Raw genomic sequence first — 19720 nt, forward strand, 5'->3', positions numbered from 1 at the left:
AGACTCTTCAGCACTGAGCAGTGCGCGCTCGCCACGCTTAATGCTTTCTCCATACCAGCAGCCGGTTATTGGCCGGCATCTCAAAGTCCGACTCCAGAATCAGCCCGTTTTCACTGCTGATTTGCTCCAAATCGTCCATATCCCGAATGCCCATTGTCGGTTTCTGTCGCCTCAGCGATGCGTCAAACTGCTGGTTGCTGGCACTGGTGAACGTTCCACCGTAATTGAACGGTCCGTATAAGCAGAAAGCCTCGCCTTGCTGGAGATTGGCAGCGACGCCCCGGAACATGGCTTTAACTTCCTGCCACGACATGATGTGGGCGGTGTTGGCGGAAAAGGCGCCGTTGACCGGTGGCAATTGCCAGTCGCTGATACTGACGTCCAGGGCCAATGGTTTGCTGATGTTTGGCAGCCGTGCCTCTGCTAGCCGTGGCTCGCAGAGCTGATAATTGCTCGGATGGTCACTTGGTTGCCAAGTTACGTGCCGCAGGTTTCCGGCAAAATGAACCGCGTGTTGTCCGGTGCCTGTGCCGATCTCCAGAATGGTTCCGGGGCTGCTGAATACCGCAGCAAGTTTTTCGAGAATAACCTGTTTATTGTTCTCACAGGCTTGAGAAAACGGCTTTCCTTCAGTCATCGGTGGCCCTGATTTGTCGGTGAATGCTCGAAATGCCAAGCTTCGTATGAATCTAACGTTTGAACGCGCGAGTGTCCAAGGAGATTAACGGCTAATGGCGGGCGTATTCACCAAACATAACGGTGCCGGATATGCGGATGCATTGATCTGTGAAGCGGAAGGTCTTGATAGCCTAAGGGCCGCGCTTCGTGATGCGGGAGTATTCTGCATTCGGGTGCCAGAGGTACGCAGTGTCGGCGAGACGGAAATGGAGATTGAGGCGATTGATTCGGGTGCCGCAACAACGGCCACATTCCAGATGCTTGGCGACGGGCTTGCGCAAATGCACAAGTCTCCGAAGCTTCAATATGGCTGGGGAGGCGACAATTACATAGGGCTGTCGCCGCAACCGAACCGCTGGTCAGCAACCTGGGTTTACCATTATTTGAACCACTACAACCTGTTCGGTTCAGGTTATCTGGAGGGTTGCAGGCGTGGATTTTTGATGGTGAAGCAGGTTGCCGGCCACCTTTGAGTGGTTTCTCAGGACGAAGGTTAAATCAGCCCTGCACCTTTCAGGAGAAATACTCCCAAGGTTATGGTGACACTCGCCATCAGCGTGGTTATGGCAATGATGTTCGCCGCCAGTCGGTCGTTTCCGCCGAGCGCTTTGGCCATCACAAAACTGGCGGCGGCGGTCGGGCTCGCGAAGAACAGGAACAACAGGCCGAGCTCGGGGCCGGAGAAACCTACCGCCCACGCAGCACTGGTGCACAGTGCAGGCAGTATCACCATTTTCATCAGCGCGGAGCTGAATGCGGTTGAGCTGTCACTGCGCAGAGCGCTGAGCGAAACCGTTGCGCCGATGCACAGCAAAGCTAGCGGCAGAGTAAGAGAGGCAAAATAGTCACCGCTGGTCATTACCCAGTCAGGCAGCTGCAGATCAAGCCAGGCCACAGGAATGGCGGCGAACACTGAAAGTATCAGAGGATTACGCAGAATATCCTGAAGGATGCGTCGCCACTCCGGGGATTGCCCTGGCTGGTAAGCTGCGAGCACGATCACCGAAAGTGCGTTGTAAGAAAGAATGACCAGCCCCAGCAGAATACTGCCCGCTGAAAGCCCGAAATCCCCGTACAGACTTGCCGCCAATGCCAGCCCGACAATGCCGCAGTTGCCCCGAAAGGCCCCCTGCACATAGACGCCGCGATCTTGTTGGATTACGCGCCAGCGGGCCCACAGCCAGGCAAGGGCAAAGCTGGCCAGGGTCGCAAAGAGGTAGAAGCTCAGCAGCCGGGGATTGAGTGAAGCACTGAGGTCGGCTTTTATAATGCTGAGAAAAACCAGAGTTGGCAGTGTTGCCTTGAAGACCAGAGCTGAAGCCGTGTGCACGAAGGTGTCGTCAATCCAGCTAACTTTTCGGAGCCCGAGCCCGATAAACACCATGGCAAAAACCGGGAGGATGGTTTCCAGTGTCTGTTGAAAAAGGCTGATCAGATCCATTCGGGGTGGCCAGGGGGCAAAGGAGTGAAGCTCATATAATAGATCTGACGCAAAGGTAATGAAATCACTTGCCGAGAGCCATAGCGGGTGGGCTATAGTACCCGCAACTTATCAGAACAAGAGGGCCAGCATGAACGCCGTAAATCCCGCGCCGGAACAGCTGAAGAGAGTTCTGGCAGACACGCCTAAAGACCAGCCTGTGGTGATGCTTAACCTGCTACGGTTCCGCGACAAAGCAAGCTACGACGATGAATCCGCTGAGCGAAGCGGGCGCGAAGCCTATCAGCTCTATCTGCGCGAGGCGGCTGAATGTGTCAGCACCGTGGGAGCCGAAGTCATCTGGTCTGGTCGCAGCGTTGGCTCACTCATTGCGCCGCCAGATGAATCCTGGGATCAGGTTCTGCTTGTACGCTATCCATCAATCGACGCGTTTATGACAATGATTGAAAGCTCTGAGTACAAAGGGGTGGTCAAACATCGCACTGCTGCTCTGAGTGACTCAAGGCTGGTTGCTAATCTGGAAGGACAGCGCTGAGGCAAAGCCTCAGCCGACGAGCAACGATTCCAGTACGCCAGTCTGGCGTATTAGCATATAGACCGCCGTACCTGCTGCAATCGAGAGGAGGGCATTGCGGCGCCACAGATGAACGATCACCACCAGCGCGCCCGCCAGAATGGCGTCAAGCCCGGGCACTGTCGCTGACCAATCCCCCGAACGCTGCAAAAACACCGTGGCCAGCAAAGCCATAACGGCTGCTGGCAGATAACGCCCCAGATGTTTGATGAGAGGGTGCTCGGTATGACGCTCAAAAAACAGGAAAGGAATGATTCGGGTTGCAAAGGTCGCGATTGCAGCAACGGCGATGAATGCAACGAGATAGGCTGTTTCAGACATGGTTGTCGCCTTCCGCGCTGGATCTGGCCCGCAGATTGCGGTATTGCAGCAAAAGCACGGCAGTAACGATGGCGATCGCGCCGATTAGCTGATGAGCGGGTGGCAGCAGAATCATAGCGACCCCGGCAGCTGCCGCGCCGGCCCAGACCGGAAAAGCATCCCCCAGGGCTTTGAGCTGTTCTATGGTCAGCACGATAAACAGAGCCACAAGCGCGAATTCAATGCCTGTGCTGTCGAAGACCAGATTCCGCCCCAGAAGCGCCCCCAGGGTGCAGCCGATCACCCAGTAAACCTGATTGAATGCCGTGATCCGAAAATCCACGTCGAGCTCATGAATGGCGTCCTGAGAGCGGGGCCGGCTGGTGAGCAGTGAGTAGGTCTCGTCAGTCAGCCCGAAAATCAGATAGAGCTTGCGCCAGCCTGCGCCCCGGAATTGCCCGAGCAACGAAAGTCCGTAGAAAAGGTGGCGGGCGTTTAGTACGAACATGGCTATGAATACTTCCAGCAAGCCCGCGCTCGCTGCCAGCAGACTGACCGCGAGAATCTGGCCGGCACCGGCATAGATCACCACGCCCATGAGCGGAGCAGCCCACCATGGGTAATCAAGCTGGGTTGTGAAGAGCACCCCGAAAGCCATGCCGAGAGGGAGGTAACCGAACAGAATCGGAAGTGTCAGGCGAAAAACCAATGAGTTCATTAGCATCCAAACGTTTTGAAAACGAGGGATAATAGAGAATCGTTGCGGATTTTGAAAGTGGGTGAGGCTTCTCCTTGGCCGGCATAATCCTTAAGATAGCGTTCTTTACTGGAGATTATATGAGTGACGAAGCCGCGCACCAGCCACAGCCCGATCCCCGCCAGGAAAAATTCATTGTAGACAAGGAATTGCTGACGGAAGATCAACTGAATGGTCTGGCAGAGGAGTATTGCACTCGCCTCCATGGGCTTAATGATACTGAAAACCCTCTGGCCGAGCGGAGTCACGTATTGGCGGCCATTAGCAGAGGCGACCTGGTTGTCTGGTTTGATCCGGTGGAGAATATAGCCGGGCTTGGTGCGCCGAAATGAATGCTTAACCTCCCGGTGTATTTCGGTTTGCACCTACCCGGGGACGTCTGTAACCGTTACAATCGCGCTGATTTCCGAAAGCAGTGTGCGAGGTGAATTTTGATCAGGGTACTGGTTGTAGATGACCATGAGCTGGTTCGTTCCGGGATAACCCGGATGCTCGCGGACAATCCGGATATTGATGTTCTCGGTCAGTCTGAGTCTGGTGAAGACGCTATAGCATTTGTGCGTAAAGATCGCCCGGATATCGTACTAATGGATATCCGGATGCCGGGCATTGGCGGGCTGGAAGCTACGCGGCGTATTTTGCGAATTGACGATACAATCCGTGTGATCGTGGTAACCGCCTGCGCCGATGATCCTTATCCTGCCCGTGTAATGCAAAGCGGTGCCTCCGCCTATATCACCAAAGGTGCTGATATCCAGGAAATGGTTCGTGCAATTCGCATGGCCCACTCAGGGCAGCGGTACATCAGCCCGGAAATTGCCCAGAAAATGGCGCTCAAGCAGTTGGGCGGTGACAAGGACGAAGAGGGCGAGTTGTCGCTGTTTGATCGCCTTTCCGAGCGTGAGATGCAGATAGCCATGATGGTGGTGGACTGCCAGAAAGTTCAGAACATTTCTGACAAACTCTGCCTCAGCCCGAAAACTGTTAACAGCTACCGTTACCGCATTTTTGAAAAGCTGGAGATCTCCAGCGATGTTGAGTTGGCCCTGATGGCAGTGCGACTCGGGTTACTTGATGCCCACAAGGTCTGATTCCACGAGCGAAAGCAGCGGGGAGTTCGACAGTAAAAACTTCCTGAAACAGCTGACGGAGCGGCCCGGTGTCTACCGAATGTATGACGACGGCGGCTCCGTTCTGTATGTCGGAAAAGCGGGTAACCTGAAAAAACGGGTCAGCAGTTATTTCCGCAAGACCGGCCTCGCACCGAAAACGGAAGCTTTGGTCGCAAAGATTGCCTCTATTGAAGTGACCATCACCGGCAGTGAGACAGAAGCTCTGTTGTTGGAGCAGAACCTGATCAAGTCACTGCGGCCGCCTTACAACATCCTGCTCCGGGATGATAAGTCCTATCCTTATATTTACGTTTCTTCCCACAGCGATTACCCCTCGCTGACGTTCCGGCGTGGGCGCACGAAAAAGGGAGGAGGTACCTGGTATGGGCCGTTTCCGAGCTCGGGTGCCGTCAAGGAAAGTCTTAATGTATTGCAGAAGGTTTTCCGCATAAGATCTTGTAGTGAAAGCTATTTTAAAAATCGGACGCGCCCGTGTCTGCAGTATCAGATTAACCGCTGTACGGCACCTTGCGTGGAGTACATTTCACCCGAGGACTACCTTCAGGATATCCGTCACGCCACCATGTTTCTGGAAGGCAAAAACCCGGTCATTATTCGTGACTTGATGGACGCCATGGAGGCGGCCGCCAAAAATCTTGAGTTTGAGAAAGCCGCTTCCTGCCGTGATCAGATCAACCATCTGCGCCACGTACAGGAACAGCAGTCGGTAGACGGCGAGGGCGGCGATGCTGATGTTGTTGCCATTGCGCAGGATGCCGGTGTTGTGTGCATTGTGGTTATCATTGTGCGCGGCGGCAGGGTTCTGGGGACCAAGGATTACTTTCCCCGCTATTCCCTGGAGCAGTCCGAAGGCGAGCTGCTCAGTGCCTTTCTCGGTCAATATTATTTTGGCGGCAACACCCGCCGCGAAATTCCGAGAGATGTTCTGGTACCTGTCGATGTCGACGGCCAGGAGCTTCTTGCTCAGGCGCTTTCCGATGCGGCAAGCCGCGAGACCCGCATACGTAAAAATGTGCGGGGTGAGCGCCGTCGCTGGCTCGAACTGGCCATGACCAACGCCCGGCAAACCTTGCTTACGCATCTCGCCAGTAAAGAAACCGTCTATCGCCGCTTATTGGCGCTGCGAGACATGCTGGAGCTCACCGAAACGCCGTCACGGATGGAGTGTTTTGATATCAGTCACAGCCACGGTGAAAATACCGTCGCATCCTGTGTGGTTTTCGATGAGAATGGCCCCCTCAAAAGTGATTACCGACTGTATAATATCGAAGGTGTGACAGCCGGAGACGATTATGGCGCCATGCGTCAGGTGTTGACTCGTCGCTATCGCCGTATGGTCGCGGGTGAGGGCAAGCGTCCGGATCTTGTGTTCATTGATGGTGGTAAGGGGCAGTTGAGCATTGCCCGGGAAGTCTTTGATGAACTGGGGGTTTCTGATATCCCCCTGATCGGTGTGGCTAAGGGCGTAACCCGGCGTGCAGGCATGGAGCAGTTGATTGATGCCCTGACCGGTGACGTGTTCCGAGTGCCTGCCGATTCGCCGGCACTGCACCTGATCCAGCACATAAGGGATGAATCTCACCGCTTCGCCATTACCGGGCACCGTGCTGGACGTGACAAGAAACGCCGCCAGTCGACCCTGGAAGGTATTGAAGGGGTTGGCCCCAAACGTCGTCGGGAGCTGATCCGTTATTTTGGCGGCATACAGGATCTACGCAAGGCCAGCGTTGATGAAATGACCAAGGTTCAGGGCATTAGCAAATCACTGGCTGAAAACATATACGCAGCACTGCACGACGAGTAATAACCGTATGAATTTACCCAACCTGCTTACACTCTCCCGCATCATCATGATTCCGGTCTTTGTGGTGGTGTTTTATCTCCCCGTACAGTGGAGCTATATGTTGAGTGCGGCGATTTTCGCCATAGCGGCCGCGACAGACTGGCTGGATGGTTATCTTGCCCGCAAGCTTGACCAGAGCACGCCTTTTGGCGCTTTTCTCGATCCTGTTGCCGACAAATTGATGGTGGCGGTAGCCCTTGCGCTGCTGATCCAGGAATATTCCGCGATTATGCTAACGATACCGGCCACGATCATTATCGGCCGGGAAATTGTGATATCCGCGCTGCGGGAATGGATGGCAGAAATCGGCAGTCGCGCAAGCGTTGCTGTTTCCTACATTGGCAAGATCAAAACCACGGCGCAGATGGCATCTATTGTGGGGTTGCTGGCGTTTCCTCCGGGTCAGCTTCTTTCAGAGGTTGCCGTGGCTCTATTGTATGTCGCAGCGGTTTTAACACTCTGGTCTATGGGGCTTTACATCAAGGCCGCCTTGCCGGACCTGTTCCCTGAAGAGGGCTGACAGGACGCGTTTCACAGGCGTTTGCCCAGTCGATAACCTGTTCTGCCAGCCTTCCTCCGGCGCTTCCGAACGCCTGGACAACCGAATCTATACTATTGTCTCCGGCAGGCGTGGAAACTATAAAGTTATCGGAGCAGAGTGTTTCCCGTGAGTGGTTATCGATCAGTTGCCCATAGACAGCAACGGTTGCCCGGGTGCTGTCACCGTGGCTGACGGCATGGAAAGCCGTAATTTCAGTAACCAGGGTCAGATCAGTATTGCCAGGGCCTGTATCCATGGTCACATCACGGAAGCCTGCGTTTGCCCTGAAGGCGCCCACCAGCATATCCCGCAGAATAACCGGCGCCGTATCCCGCCACCGGACTCCACCATAAGCCCTGAATTCCCAAGGCTCAGGCTTAGCCAGAATCCGTGTGCTGTTGAAGGGTTCGGAAGCAAAAGGAGTATCAATACGAAGGCCTTGAGGCCGGCTGGTTTCACTCTTTTTCAGGTTTTGCGGAACCGGAAAGTCCATCACTCGCGGCGCTTCCGGTGACGGGAAAACAGTACAGGCGGTCATCATCCCGGAAAACACCAGCGCGGTACCTGCAGCCTTGAAAATTTTTGCATAAGTTCTATTCACTGGGGTACCTCCTTGATTGTGGGGCCGCCCCAGAGAGTGCCTGTGGGGTCTTCTTCCAGTCGGCGGGTAAACTGGTTCAGATTTCTGAGAGTATTGCGAAGCTCTCTCAGCGCCGGGGCCAGTTCACCCATACCCTGTAGCCCCGAATCCAGAGCGCCTTCGTTATCACGGGTTAACTGATCAATACGTTTGACTGTTTCCTGAACCCTTGTCATGGCTGCGTTCATTGTTATCAGTACCGTCTTGCCCTCGTTCTGGATCAGGGCATTGGCGCTATCCGAGACTGCAGACACCTTGGATGCCGCTTCGGCAGTCCGTTTACTGGCATCGTCCATACGCTCAAGCAGGGCTATCAGTTGATCACGGCCGCCAAGCAGAGAGTCGCTTGCTTCCCTGGCGTTGCGGAGAATTATCGTCAGGTTTTCAGTGTTTTCTTCCGAAAGAACCTTATTCGCGCGGGTGAGCAACGTATCTGCTTTGGTCAACAGAACTTCACCGTTGGTCAGGAGGCTATTGAACGGCGAAGGCTCAGCGGTAATCAGCGCTGGGTGATCTCTGCTGCCTTTCTTCAGCACCGGGCTGTCTTTGCTGCCACCGCTGAACTGAACGCTCATGCTGCCGGTGATATTAGCCAGTACCATTCCTGCCCGGGTGTTCTTTCGAACCGGAACACTTTGCTCCACCCGCACCAGAACCCGCACGTGGCTGGGGTTGTCCGGATCCAGGTTCAGCTCAAGCACATCGCCTACTGCAACACCGCTATAAAGAACCGGGTTGCCCTTGCTCAGGCCGCCAACAGCGTGATCAAAAACGATTTCATAATAGGCCCACTCCCGGTCAGCAGATGACTTGGCCAGCCACAAAGCGAACAACAGTGCCGCCACCACCGCAATCAGCGTAAACAGCCCGATGATCAGATGATGTGCTTTTGGTTCCATAGTCTCTTACTCCCTTAGCCGGCGCTCTTCCTGAGCCCGGAATGCGTAACTGGCGGCCCGCCCGCGAGGGCCCTGAAAATAGTCCTGAATCCATGAATCGTCTGTTGTCGCGACTTTTTCGATCCGGTCTGCGACCAGAACCCTTTTTTGAGACAGAACGGCAACCCGATCGCAGGTTGTATACAGCGTATCCAGATCGTGGGTGACCAGAAACACGGTCAGCCCCAGTGCATCCCGGAGAGTAACAATCAGCTTGTCAAAAGCCGCCGCACCAATCGGATCAAGGCCAGCGGTGGGCTCATCAAGGAAAAGGATTTCGGGGTCCATCGCCAGGGATCGCGCCAGAGCTGCGCGTTTGACCATACCACCGGAGAGTTCCGACGGGTACTTGAGGGCGGAATCGGCCGGCAAACCGGTCAATGCGAGCTTCATGCGGGCAAGTTCCTCCGCGTCGGAACGAGGCAGGCCGCAATGCTCAATCAATGGCAGGGCAATGTTCTGCAGCAGGTTCAGCGAGGTGAACAGCGCGCCTCTCTGGAACAGAACGCCAAACCGTTGCTCGGTTTCCGAGCGCTCTTTGGCGCCCAACCCGGCCAGATCCTTTCCGAATACCCGTATTTGTCCTTTTGAGGGTTTATGTAGCCCCACGATGCTTCTGAGTAACACCGATTTGCCGGTTCCCGAACCGCCAACAACGCCCAGGATCTCGCCCTTGAAAAGATCCAGATCAAGATTCTCATGAACAACATGGCTGCCAAAGCGGTTATCAAGCCCCCGGACTTTGATGACGGGTGTTGGCCCGCTGCCGGCTTTCTGAGCTTTTGTGTCGGTCATGATTTACCAGCCCATTTCCATAAAGAAAAGTGCAGCAACGGCATCCAGAAGAATAACGATAAAAATGGATTGAACCACGCTGGATGTCGTATGCACGCCAACCGATTGAGCGCTACCGCCTACCTTGAGCCCTTCCAGGCAGCCAATGGCTGCGATCAGAAAGGCAAAGATGGGCGCTTTCGACATACCGACAAGGAAGTGCTTGAGTGCAATATCCCGTTCCACAATCGCTATGAACTGGGCCGGGGAAATGTCCAGGGAAATCGCACAAACCACACCGCCGCCTATTAAGCCCGAGAGCATTCCCACAAAGGTAAGAATGGGCAGGCTCACCATCATCGCCAGAACCCTTGGAATCACCAACAGCTCAACCGGATCCAGCCCCAGAGTTCGGATGGCGTCCAGTTCTTCGTTTACTTTCATGGCGCCGATCTGTGCAGTGAAGGCGCTGGCGGTGCGGCCCGCAAGCAGAATCGCGGCGAGCAGAGCACCGAACTCGCGCAAAAATGAGAAGGCGACCAGATTGACTGTGTATATCGTGGCGCCAAAGTCTTTCAGAACTGTGGCGCCAAGAAAGGCCACCACGGCGCCCACGAGGAACGTGAGTAGAGCAACGATAGGAAGGGCATTGAGCCCTGTGTTCTGAACGGCGGCGACAAACGGCGTGATGCGCCAGCGTCCGGGCCTTGGCAAAATAACAAACAATGTTGCGAGAATCTGGCCAATAAACCCGGCCAGCAAGTAGAGCTGATGCCAAAGGGCCTCCACCGTCTTGCCAGTTTCGGTGAGGAATAGCGAGACCGGTGCAGGGCCTTCGGGCTGGGGCGGCTGCTTTTCCCGCATGGCATCCGCCACAGCATGCAGCAGTGCGCTTTGTTCCTGGGGCAGGGTGCTGTCCTGCGTCGCTAGTGCGGCAAGGCAGTCCGGGCCTAGCAGGTTCGCCAGAAGAGATGCGCCTGCTGTATCAACTCGTCCCAGGCCTTTGATATCAATGTTGTCAGAGTTCCACTGCTGGCCCGAATACTCCGCCGCCCGCTGTTTGAGTGTTTGATAGTCGGCGAGCATCCAGTCCCCGTGGATAGCCAGCTCGCCGCTTTCAACGGTCAGCCTTCCAGGCTGGCGACTGGCCTGGGAGGCGTTTTCATTTTCTGGGGAACTGGCACGTATTTGCACGGGTGTCAGAATTCCAAAGGTTGGTTTGTCCGGTTTATTAGCTTACTAGCTTAGAGACTGCAGACGCTATCTGCCAGTATCCGACGGTCTTCCTCGTCATGACTGGCAAGCACAATGAGAGCACCTTGCGTTTTTTGCTCCAGTAGAAGTTGCCTCAGAAGATCTCGTGCCTCGCTGTCCAGGCCTGTAAGCGGCTCGTCCAGCAGCATCACTGGCTGCTGACGCAGGATCGCCCGCAGCAGAGCAACACGCTGGCGCTGGCCGCCAGAAAGGTCACCGGGTAATCGCTTGCCGAAGTTGCCAAGGCCCACGCTTTGCAAACCCCGTTCGATTGCTTGCTGATCCGCCGGTGAGAGTTTCAGCCCCGGGTGAATGCCCAGACCAATGTTGGCCTCAACGCTCAGGTGCTCGAACAGGTTGTGCTCCTGGAACACGCTGGTCATTGGCCGTTCCCAGGGCGGCAGGTGGCGAATGCTTTTGTCTTGCCACAGGATGTCGCCGGATTGAGGTTCAAGAAAACCTGCCAAAAGATTCATCAGCGTTGATTTCCCGGATCCACTGGCACCATGGATGGCGATGCACTGACCTGGCTCCACAGTGAAATTAAAGTTCCACGGAGTTTCTTGGCCCGGATAGGCGAAAACCAGGTTCTTTACCTCAAGCATGTTCATGCTCCGGAGCTGTGCGGGATGAGTTGATCGCCAGGCCGTTTCTGAACAGGGGCGAGCCCAGCCGGTTAAACAGGCTGAACAGAATCAGCAGAAGCAGTACCAGCCACAACCCGGTCGCGGCGGCAGCATCAATCCGATAGCTGCCCAGTTGCTGGTAAAGCAACACCGGCAGGGTGGGTTGGCCCGGGCTCCCGAACAGGGCGATAACGCCGAAATCCCCCAGTGACAAACCGGTGCCGTAGGCCATTGCCAGTGCCAATGGCCGGCGCAGGCGCGGCCAGTGCAGCCAGCGCCAGCGATACCAGCCCAGCACGCCGAGCTGATCGGCCTGCTGACGGCTTGCCGCATCCAGGTTTCCCATTGGCCCTCGGAGCATCTGCAATACAAAGGGCAATGCCATCATTGCGTTGATCAGCGTAACCAGTACCAGCCCTTCGCTGGAATTACCCAGGCTCGGTCTGAACAGCAAAAACAGACCCGTGCCGAGAACCAGCGGCGGGACCATCAGCGGCAGGTAGGCCGCCACATCGGTAAGCCGGGTAATGGCAGGCCTGGACGCTGTGGTTCCGCAAGCCAGAATCAGCAGCGCGGCGCTCACGGACATCAGCCCGGCGGGCAGGGCGATGGCCAGGCTTCTCAGAGTGGCATCAAGCAATGCGGGATTAACCGAAAAGCTGCTGTCCGGAAAAAATGCCGAGCCCATGCCTGGAAGCCCCCTGAGCAAAATGGCCATCAGCGGCATCACCAGAAACAGCAAAAACAATCCAAGGGTGGTGCCGTCTCCCAGGCGCGCCCAGAGTGAGCTGCCGGCTTTGCTTCGATGTGAGGCAACCTGCCTGTCCGGGAGTAGCGATGCGGTGAGCCCGTGGCGGGCTGCCAGCCACCAGAGAAAGCCGCAAATGACCAGCTGAACCATGGCAAGAAGAGCGGCCTGGCCGGCATCAAATTCGAAGCGCAATGACTGGTAGATTGCAACCTCAATGGTCGTGGCCGCCGGACCGCCTCCAAGGGTCATTACAATGGCAAAACTGGTAAAACACAGGGTGAACACCAGGGCCGCGAGGCCGGGCATGACAGGTTTCACGGCCGGCCATTCCACGGCACGCCAATACCACCAGCGGCCAAGCCCTAATTGCGCGGCAACCCGGCGCTGCGATGCCGGTGCGCTCTCAATCGCTTGTAACAGAATCCGTGCAGCCAGGGGCGCGTTGAAAAACACGTGAGCCAACACAATGCCGTTGATACCATAGAGGTTCCAGGAGGCGCCCAGCCAGTCGTTGGCCAGGCCAGTGAACCAACCCTGACGCCCGTACACACTGACCAGGCCGGATACCGCCACAATGGAGGGAAGCACGAGGCTCAGCTCCATTAAACGGAGCAAAACAGCGCGGCCGGGAAATACCGGTTGCCTTGCCAGAATTCTGGCAATCGGGACGGCCACGAGCAAGCTGAGTACCACAGAGAGAAATGCCTGCCAGACGGTAAAGGTCACCACCGTGCGCAGGTAACGGTTACGCCAGAGCTCGCTCAAATCTGGTAGCGAAGCCTCCCAGATCAACGCACCCAGCCCCGCCACTGCCAGCACGATTAATGCACTGGCTATAGCCAGCCCGGGCCAGAGCCGCCACCCGGGGTGGCTGAAAGGTGCAGAATGGCATTGAGAGTGCCATTGAGAGCGCCATTGCGAGCGCCGTTCAGAGCGCCGTTGGTAACTCATGAAATTATCCACGCTCGTTTATTAACGTGTCATGGCATCCAGCCACTCATTTAGCCATTCGCGCCGGTTCTCGGTGACGGCCTTCGGGTCAAAATACAGCGCTTGTGCAGGCTGAATCAGTTTGTCGAACACCTCTGGCAACTCGTCGCCCAGATCCGTAGCGGGGTACATAACGTTTTTCAGCGGAATGTGGCGCTGAAAATCGGCGCTGAGCATGAAGTCGAGAAACGCCCGGCCCAGTTCTTTTTTGTCGGATGACTTTACCAGAGCCGCCACTTCAACCTGCAGATAGTGACCTTCCTTGAATTCAGCAGCTTGGTAACGGTCGGTTTTGTCCACTGCCATGTGGTACGCAGGGGAGGTGCTGTAGGAAAGAATCATGGGCGCCTCGCCATTCATGAACAGCGAGAAATAGCCGTCGCTCCAGCTTTTGGTTGTAGTGAGGATTTTGCCCTTGAGTTGCTGCCATTTCTCCGGAGCCTGGTTGCCGTATACATGGCGCATCCACAACAACAGGCCGAGGCCGGGCGTGCTGGTTCTGGGATCCTGGATGATAATCTTCAGACCGTCGGGCGCAGCGATAAGCTCCGCCAGGCTCGCCGGCGGCTCGGGCAGTTGTTCGGTATCGTAAACAAACGCGAAGTAGCCCCAGTCGTAAGGCACGAACACCGGGTCCTGCCAGTCGATGGGCAGTTTCACGGCTGACAGATCGATTTCATGGTTAGCGAGCAAACCCGTCTGTCGCGTTGTTTCCATGGTGCCAGTGTCCAGCCCAAGCACCAGGTCGGCCTGGGTGCTTTCGCCTTCCAGGCGCAGGCGCTGAAGAATGTCGCCGCCGCTGTCCAGAACCACGTAGTTGATCTGGCAATTACAGGTCTGCTCAAAGGCTTTTTTAACGGCCGGCCCAGGGCCCCATTCGGCAGCAAAAGAAGGGTGGGTATAAATCGTGAGTGTGGATGCCTTCTGAGCATTTGCAGGCACAGAGGCCAAGGTGAGCAAGAACAGTGTAAGCGCTCGAATGAGCATGATGTTGTAACCTCCACGGCAGATCAGGGGTAACCATAAAAGGCAACCGTGCCGCGGGCCCCACCAAAGCCGGTGAGTGCTCAATCCCTTCGCCGGCATAATCCGGATCAGGTTCCGCGGGTATGGTCTCAGCCCGGCATTTGCCCGGCACCCCGTTGAGTTGCGTTGAGTGTACCATGCCCAAAGTGGCAATTCTTTATGGCGGCAGCGCAAGCCTGTATTGTGCGACGAGCTGTTCTGGCTGCCAACGATAAGCCGCCGGTTGCCAACTATAAAGAGCAAGGAGAAAGCAGGTGCCAAAGTTTCTACACACAGCTGACTGGCAGATGGGCCGGACCTACAGCCGGTTTGACACCGAAGACGGTGCTGCGCTGGTTGAAGCACGCTACGAGGCCATCGAACGGCTGGCGGCGCTGGCGACCGAGCATCAGTGTGATGCAGTGCTGGTGGCCGGTGATGTGTTTGATGCCCAGACGGTCTCTGATCGCACCATCCGGCGGGTGTTCAATGCCACCCGCGGCTTTGACGGCCCCTGGGTGATGCTTCCCGGCAACCACGATGCGGCGCTCGCGGAAAGTGTCTGGACGCGCGCAAAGCGGCTTGACGCGGTGCCGAAAAACGTCTATCTGGCGCTTGAGTCCGGTGTTACCCCATTGCCAGAGCAGGGTATCGCTGTGCTGTCTGCACCCCTGACTCAGCGCCATACCTATGGCGACCTGACCCAGCCCTTCGACGATATGGAAACGCCACCGGAATTGTTGCGCATAGGCCTGGCCCACGGCAGCGTGCAAGGTTTGCTGCCTGAAGACATAGATTCAACAAATCCCATCGCCCCTGACCGCACAGAAACCGCAAAGCTGGATTACCTGGGTCTGGGAGACTGGCACGGCGTGCGGGAGATCAACGCGCGCACCTGGTACAGCGGCACGCCGGAGCCGGAACGTTTCCGTAATAACGACGCGGGTTATGTGTTGATTGTTGATATCAAAGAACCGGGCGCAACACCGAAGGTGACCCGGCATGAAACTGCGCGTTATCAATGGCACCAGTGGCGGGAAAGTTTGTCGGTACCCTCTGATTTGGATGAGTTGTTGCATCGAATCAGCCAGTTGCCTGAAGCCTCTGTTCTGGATTTGAAACTGGCGGGCACTCTCACACTGGCGGGTGACCAGAAACTGACCGAAGCCCTCTCCATCGCAGAGGCACGCTATCGCGCCGTTACCTGCGACCGCACCAGGCTGCAACTTGAGCCCACAGACGACGATATTTCCGCACTGCTCGCGGATGGTTATCTCGGAGAAGTGGTTCAGGAGCTGCGGGAGAGCCAACAGGCAGTGGATAAGGGCAGTGACGCAGAGGTTGCGCGCGATGCGCTGGCCATTCTGGCCAGCCTGCTCAAGCCGAAGGACGCGGAGGTGGCCCAATGAAGCTTCAGCGTCTGCGAGTTGAGCAGTTTCGTCAGTTCCGACAAGGCCTGGAGCTGGATAATCTGCAGCCCGGTATTAACCTGATACACGGCCCCAACGAATCCGGTAAAAGCACTCTGGTTCGCGCCATTCGTGCCGCGTTTTTTGAGCGCTACCGGTCAAAATCCGCAGAAGACCTGGCTCCCTGGGGAGATTCCTCTGCGGCCCCGACGGTTGAGCTCGTGTTTGAACACAACGGACAGCGCTGGCAACTGGACAAGCGTTTTCTCAAGCGACATCGCTGTGATCTTCTGGTAGACAGCACAGCGTTCAGCGGTGAAGAAGCTGAAGAGAAACTTGCTGCATTGCTGGGCTATCAGTTCCCCAAAAAGGGCGCCAGCAAAGAAGAACACTGGGGTATCCCAGGCTTGCTCTGGGTGGAGCAGGGCACCGGGCAGAACATCGAAAAGGCTGTTCTGCACGCCGGAGGTCACCTGAAATCCGCTTTGAATAACCTGGTCGGTGAAGTAGCCAGCAGCGGCGGGGACGACGTTATCCAGGCAGTGGAGCAGCAAAGGCAGGAGCTGCTGACAGCCACTGGAAAACCACGGGGTGACTATCTTGCGCTGGTAAACTCCCGGGAGACGCTGCAACAGAACGTCTCCGATCTGCAGGCGCGGGTCGACCAGTATAAGGTTCAGGTAGACCGCCTGGGCACTCTGGCGGCTGAGCACGAGCAGGCCAATCGGGAGCGGCCCTGGGAAGCGGCCCGGAGCAGCATGCAGCGTGCGGAAGCAAAATACCGGGAAGTCGAGGCGCTGCAGGAACAGCAGAACCGCGGTATGGACTCTCTAAAGCAGCTGCAGCAAAACCTCTCCTTGCTGCAACAGAGCCAGGCCCACTGGCGAAACCAGAACGAACAGCTGGAACAGCGCCACCAGAGCTATCAGGGCGCCAAAAAACAACTTGAGCAGGAAGAGCTCGTTAGCCCTGAGCTGGTGAAGGCGGTTGAGAGTGCCCGCAGCCATTATCAACTCGCCACTGGGGCCGTGCAGCAGGCCCATCTCAGGGACAAGCGGGAGCGCCTGCAAAAGGACCGCGCAAGAATTGAAGCAGAGTTGACCCGGCTGAAGCAAAGCCAGGAAAAGGCCAGGGGCATCCAGACATCGCTGGACGACGCCCGAAAACAGAAACAGCAAAACCAGATTGACGCCAGTGCGTTGCTTCAGCTCAAGCAGACCCAGCGCGAACTGGATGACGCGAATATCCGCATTCAAACCGTCGCCACTCGGGTTACCTGGAACCTGGCCGAAGGCAAAGGCCTGACGCTGGATGGACAGAACATTGCGGGGCAGGGTGAAAAGCTTCTTTTAGAACCCGGTGTTATCGAGATTCCGGGCCTGGGCAGTCTTGGCATTCAACCCGGCGGTGATGACCTTGCAAGCCTCCGCCGCCAGCTCGAGCGACTGCAACAATCACTGTCGCAGCAATTAGCTGCTCTGGCCGTTGAGTCCGTTGAGGCGGCTGAGCTGAAGCGGGGCCGACTGCAGGACGCGGAAGCGCAGATACAGCGTTTCGATGAACTGCTGAAATCCCTGGCCCCTGGCGGGCTGGAGCAACTGAATTCGGTGGGTGCTGATCTGGAATCCGAATTGCTCGCCCGCACCGCCGAACTCGAAGCCTTGCCAGCAGCGGCGCTCAATGACGGAGACGCTAAATCCCTGAGCCTTGTGGAGTCTGAGTTGAAGCAGGCGGAAGAGCGACTGGCGGAAGCGGAGTCCAGGCAACGGAACCAGGAAACCCTGTTGCTGAAAGCACGGCACACCTGCGATACGGCCCACCGCGAGTGGCAGCGGATGCAGGATGAGTTGAACGGCCCCGAACGTCAGCAGAAGATGGAAGCGCTCACCCGGGACATTGCTGCCGTTGAGAAGCAGCAGGCTGAGCTCGAATCTTCCCTGAAGGCGCGCGAAGCAAAAATCAGCGAGGCCCGCCCTGAGCTTCTGAAGCAGGACATCGAGCGATACCGGGCTACCGCCGAACATCAGGAAAACGCTCAACAAAAACGTGCCCTGGAACTGAGTGAGATCCGTGCAAGGCTTGAAGCCTGGGGTGCCGAAGGGCTGGAAGAACAGTGCAATGAACAAATGGCTGAACTGGAGCACGCCAACCGCCGGTACCTTGAACTGGATCGAAGGGCCAAAGCGCTGGATCTGCTCCTGAACCTGCTGAAGGAAAAGCGGCAGGCTTTGACGCGCCGGCTGCAGGCGCCATTACAGAAACACCTGGATCACTACCTGACCGTGCTGTTTCCGGAAGCCAGCCTGGAAGTGGATGAAAACCTGATGCCCGGAAAGTTCAGCCGGGGCAGCGAACTGGGCCAGATGGCCGAACTTAGCTACGGGGCCAGGGAACAAATGGGCCTGATCAGCCGCCTGGCCTACGCCGACCTGTTGCAGGAAGCCGGCCGCCCAACGCTGATCATTCTGGATGACACTCTGGTACACAGCGATGCCGACCGCCTCGATGGCATGAAACGTATCCTGTTCGATGCGGCAACCCGGCATCAGATACTGCTGTTTACTTGTCATCCCGAAAATTGGCGAGATCTGGGCGTTGAACCCAGGGATCTCGAGGCTTTAAAATTGCAGGGTGTTGCTGGTTAAAATTTGCTCGCAAACCCCGGTAAAACAAAAACTTAAAAAAAGGTATTGACGAAAGAACCGTAATCCGTAGAATACGCATCCGTTGTCGGGGCATTGCTTCGGTAACTATAGAGCGGGAATAGCTCAGTGGTAGAGCACAACCTTGCCAAGGTTGGGGTCGCGAGTTCGAATCTCGTTTCCCGCTCCAATTACTTCAAGTCTCTCAATGCCCATCTGAGAGCACAAAGAATCGATTCCTTCGATCTTTTTAGGCGCGGTGGCAGAGTGGTCATGCAGCGGACTGCAACTCCGCGTACGCCGGTTCGATTCCGACCCGCGCCTCCATTATTTCCCCTTTTTATCTAGCCTGTTTGCGATATTGAAGCGGCGACATCCCAAACCAGTTACGGCACGCCCGGTTAAAAGCTGATTGCTCTGAATAGCCAAGCAACCCGGCAATTTGGCTCAGTTTCATGTTGGGCTCTATCAAATACATATTTGCCAATTTTAGTCTTTCTTCAATAAGCAGCTTTCCAAAGGAGGTTCCTTCTTTGGCTAAGCGACGCTGCAACGTGCGTTTGTCCATGTGAAAATGGGCAGCAACAACGTCACTCCTGCATTGGCCTGTGGGCAGCAGGGTAGCGATGAGTCGGGTAACGTCCTCAGAGAGGCTCAATGCATTCGGGGGCTGTTGAGACGAAAGATACTGTTCTGCGAGTCCAAAGGTTTGGTGGTCTGCACTTGATAGAGGATGTTGAAAGGTTTGAGCTGGCCACCGCATGCCACACCAACTCTGATTAAAGAGAACCTCGCAATCGAATACGTCCTGATAGATAGACGTTTCAGCGGCTTGGGCGTGAAGAAAGTGCACGCTCAACGGCTTGAAGCGATTGCCGCACAATAGCTTCATCACTTGCATTGAGTTGGACAGGCTTAGCTCATAGCTTTGCTGGTGATACCCCCCGGTATTTTCGTGATCAATTTTAAATTCAAATTTTATACTTTCCTCATCCGATGAGCGGCTGTGAGTAGCGCTGATGCCCAGGGCCGGGCTGTGTAGATGAAGGTAGCGGCTAATATTATTAATGGCCTCACCGACGTTGTCAGAATTGCGAGCGATAACGCTAATTGGCCCCAGAATGTCCAACCCTTGGGACTCAGCCAGCTTTAAGCCAAGCTCCGGATAGTCCAGCGTTTTCGCCGTGTCTTCAAGAAGAGCAGCCAAGTTTCGAAAAGGCAGAAAGCTGCTGTCATCTCGATGTTCAGCTGGGGGGATATCGTATTTTTCCAGCAAGGGGAGGGGGTCTCCACCTCTTTGTTTTATAAGCTTCTCGAAGCCCCTCAGGTTTGTCGCTCTAATCAAATTGGCCATCCAGGTCTCCGGTTGCTTCTTTGCAGCGAGTCAGCTTGCTGGTGCAGTATCATCGCGGTAGTGCTCTAAA

General features: G+C 56.0%; 20 protein-coding genes, 2 tRNA genes and 1 riboswitch. Of the genes, 10 read left to right on the forward strand and 12 right to left on the reverse strand.

Annotated features, from left to right (window positions below; all coding sequences use genetic code 11):
• Positions 1-37: 37 nt before the first annotated feature.
• Positions 38-637: a DUF938 domain-containing protein gene (locus BUA49_RS12910; RefSeq protein ID WP_072798328.1), complete on the reverse strand. Its 600-nt coding sequence runs from the start codon at positions 635-637 to the stop codon at positions 38-40.
• Positions 638-731: 94 nt separating this feature from the next.
• Here BUA49_RS12910 and BUA49_RS12915 point away from each other — a divergent pair, with 94 nt between their 5' ends.
• Positions 732-1151 carry a fructosamine kinase family protein gene (locus tag BUA49_RS12915; RefSeq protein ID WP_072798330.1) on the forward strand — a complete coding sequence of 140 codons (420 nt, stop codon included), beginning with the start codon at positions 732-734 and terminating at the stop codon, positions 1149-1151.
• A 20-nt stretch (positions 1152-1171) separates the two neighbouring features.
• On the opposite strand, the gene BUA49_RS12920 is transcribed toward BUA49_RS12915, so the two are convergent.
• Positions 1172-2119 carry an AEC family transporter gene (locus BUA49_RS12920; RefSeq protein WP_072798331.1) on the reverse strand — a complete coding sequence of 316 codons (948 nt, stop codon included), beginning with the start codon at positions 2117-2119 and terminating at the stop codon, positions 1172-1174.
• Positions 2120-2249: 130 nt separating this feature from the next.
• On the opposite strand from BUA49_RS12920, the gene BUA49_RS12925 reads away from it, so the two are divergent.
• Positions 2250-2654, forward strand: a complete 405-nt coding sequence (locus tag BUA49_RS12925) for a DUF1330 domain-containing protein (RefSeq protein ID WP_072798333.1) — start codon at positions 2250-2252, stop codon at positions 2652-2654.
• Positions 2655-2663: 9 nt separating this feature from the next.
• On the opposite strand, the gene BUA49_RS12930 is transcribed toward BUA49_RS12925, so the two are convergent.
• Both BUA49_RS12930 and BUA49_RS12935 read right to left on the reverse strand, forming a co-directional pair.
• On the reverse strand, positions 2664-3014 hold the full coding sequence (locus BUA49_RS12930; protein ID WP_072798335.1) for a branched-chain amino acid transporter permease: 351 nt from the start codon (positions 3012-3014) through the stop codon (positions 2664-2666).
• Positions 3007-3711, reverse strand: a complete 705-nt coding sequence (locus BUA49_RS12935; protein ID WP_072798337.1) for an AzlC family ABC transporter permease — start codon at positions 3709-3711, stop codon at positions 3007-3009. The genes BUA49_RS12930 and BUA49_RS12935 overlap by 8 nt, the downstream gene beginning before the upstream one ends.
• Before the next feature lie 119 nt (positions 3712-3830).
• Here BUA49_RS12935 and BUA49_RS12940 point away from each other — a divergent pair, with 119 nt between their 5' ends.
• From BUA49_RS12940 to pgsA, 4 genes are all read left to right on the forward strand, one after another.
• Entirely contained in the window at positions 3831-4082 is a 252-nt protein-coding gene (locus BUA49_RS12940) for a hypothetical protein (RefSeq protein WP_072798338.1), read from the forward strand.
• A gap of 99 nt (positions 4083-4181) precedes the next feature.
• Positions 4182-4841, forward strand: a complete 660-nt coding sequence (gene uvrY, locus BUA49_RS12945) for a UvrY/SirA/GacA family response regulator transcription factor (RefSeq protein ID WP_072798340.1) — start codon at positions 4182-4184, stop codon at positions 4839-4841.
• Positions 4825-6687, forward strand: coding sequence for an excinuclease ABC subunit UvrC (uvrC, locus tag BUA49_RS12950; RefSeq protein WP_072798342.1), 1863 nt, complete (start codon positions 4825-4827; stop codon positions 6685-6687). Before uvrY ends, uvrC begins: the two co-directional genes overlap by 17 nt.
• Positions 6688-6694: 7 nt before the next feature.
• Positions 6695-7246 carry a CDP-diacylglycerol--glycerol-3-phosphate 3-phosphatidyltransferase gene (gene pgsA, locus BUA49_RS12955; RefSeq protein ID WP_072798344.1) on the forward strand — a complete coding sequence of 184 codons (552 nt, stop codon included), beginning with the start codon at positions 6695-6697 and terminating at the stop codon, positions 7244-7246.
• Here the strand turns inward: pgsA and BUA49_RS12960 are convergent.
• From BUA49_RS12960 to thiB, 7 genes are read right to left on the reverse strand one after another with little or no spacing between them, the layout of a single operon-like run.
• Complete coding sequence (locus tag BUA49_RS12960) at positions 7206-7868, reverse strand: ABC-type transport auxiliary lipoprotein family protein (protein WP_228704486.1); 663 nt, start codon at positions 7866-7868, stop codon at positions 7206-7208. The two genes, pgsA and BUA49_RS12960, sit on opposite strands and share 41 nt — an antisense overlap.
• Positions 7865-8806, reverse strand: a complete 942-nt coding sequence (locus tag BUA49_RS12965; protein ID WP_072798345.1) for an MlaD family protein — start codon at positions 8804-8806, stop codon at positions 7865-7867. Before BUA49_RS12965 ends, BUA49_RS12960 begins: the two co-directional genes overlap by 4 nt.
• A gap of 6 nt (positions 8807-8812) precedes the next feature.
• Positions 8813-9640, reverse strand: coding sequence for an ABC transporter ATP-binding protein (locus BUA49_RS12970; protein WP_072798347.1), 828 nt, complete (start codon positions 9638-9640; stop codon positions 8813-8815).
• A 3-nt stretch (positions 9641-9643) separates the two neighbouring features.
• Positions 9644-10807: an MlaE family ABC transporter permease gene (locus BUA49_RS12975; RefSeq protein ID WP_407656705.1), complete on the reverse strand. Its 1164-nt coding sequence runs from the start codon at positions 10805-10807 to the stop codon at positions 9644-9646.
• Between the two features lie 56 nt (positions 10808-10863).
• Complete coding sequence (locus BUA49_RS12980) at positions 10864-11478, reverse strand: thiamine ABC transporter ATP-binding protein (RefSeq protein WP_072798349.1); 615 nt, start codon at positions 11476-11478, stop codon at positions 10864-10866.
• Positions 11471-13201, reverse strand: a complete 1731-nt coding sequence (thiP, locus tag BUA49_RS12985; RefSeq protein ID WP_084063582.1) for a thiamine/thiamine pyrophosphate ABC transporter permease — start codon at positions 13199-13201, stop codon at positions 11471-11473. The genes BUA49_RS12980 and thiP overlap by 8 nt, the downstream gene beginning before the upstream one ends.
• A 21-nt stretch (positions 13202-13222) precedes the next feature.
• Positions 13223-14227: a thiamine ABC transporter substrate binding subunit gene (gene thiB / locus BUA49_RS12990; RefSeq protein WP_072798350.1), complete on the reverse strand. Its 1005-nt coding sequence runs from the start codon at positions 14225-14227 to the stop codon at positions 13223-13225.
• 67 nt (positions 14228-14294) lie between these two features.
• A riboswitch (TPP riboswitch) is annotated at positions 14295-14392 on the reverse strand.
• A gap of 128 nt (positions 14393-14520) precedes the next feature.
• Between thiB and BUA49_RS12995 the strand changes: the two genes are divergently transcribed.
• From BUA49_RS12995 to BUA49_RS13010, 4 genes are all read left to right on the forward strand, one after another.
• On the forward strand, positions 14521-15654 hold the full coding sequence (locus tag BUA49_RS12995; RefSeq protein ID WP_072798353.1) for a metallophosphoesterase family protein: 1134 nt from the start codon (positions 14521-14523) through the stop codon (positions 15652-15654).
• Positions 15651-18299, forward strand: coding sequence for an AAA family ATPase (locus tag BUA49_RS13000; protein ID WP_072798355.1), 2649 nt, complete (start codon positions 15651-15653; stop codon positions 18297-18299). Before BUA49_RS12995 ends, BUA49_RS13000 begins: the two co-directional genes overlap by 4 nt.
• 112 nt (positions 18300-18411) lie before the next feature.
• A tRNA-Gly gene (locus BUA49_RS13005) sits at positions 18412-18486 on the forward strand.
• 63 nt (positions 18487-18549) lie between these two features.
• Positions 18550-18623, forward strand: a tRNA-Cys gene (locus tag BUA49_RS13010).
• 13 nt (positions 18624-18636) lie between these two features.
• Here the strand turns inward: BUA49_RS13010 and BUA49_RS13015 are convergent.
• A complete protein-coding gene (locus tag BUA49_RS13015) occupies positions 18637-19650 on the reverse strand; it encodes an AraC family transcriptional regulator (RefSeq protein WP_072798357.1) in 1014 nt (337 codons plus the stop codon).
• Positions 19651-19720 lie beyond the last annotated feature (70 nt).

This window comes from Marinobacter antarcticus (genome assembly GCF_900142385.1).
GTDB classification, from domain to species: Bacteria; Pseudomonadota; Gammaproteobacteria; order Pseudomonadales; family Oleiphilaceae; genus Marinobacter; species Marinobacter antarcticus.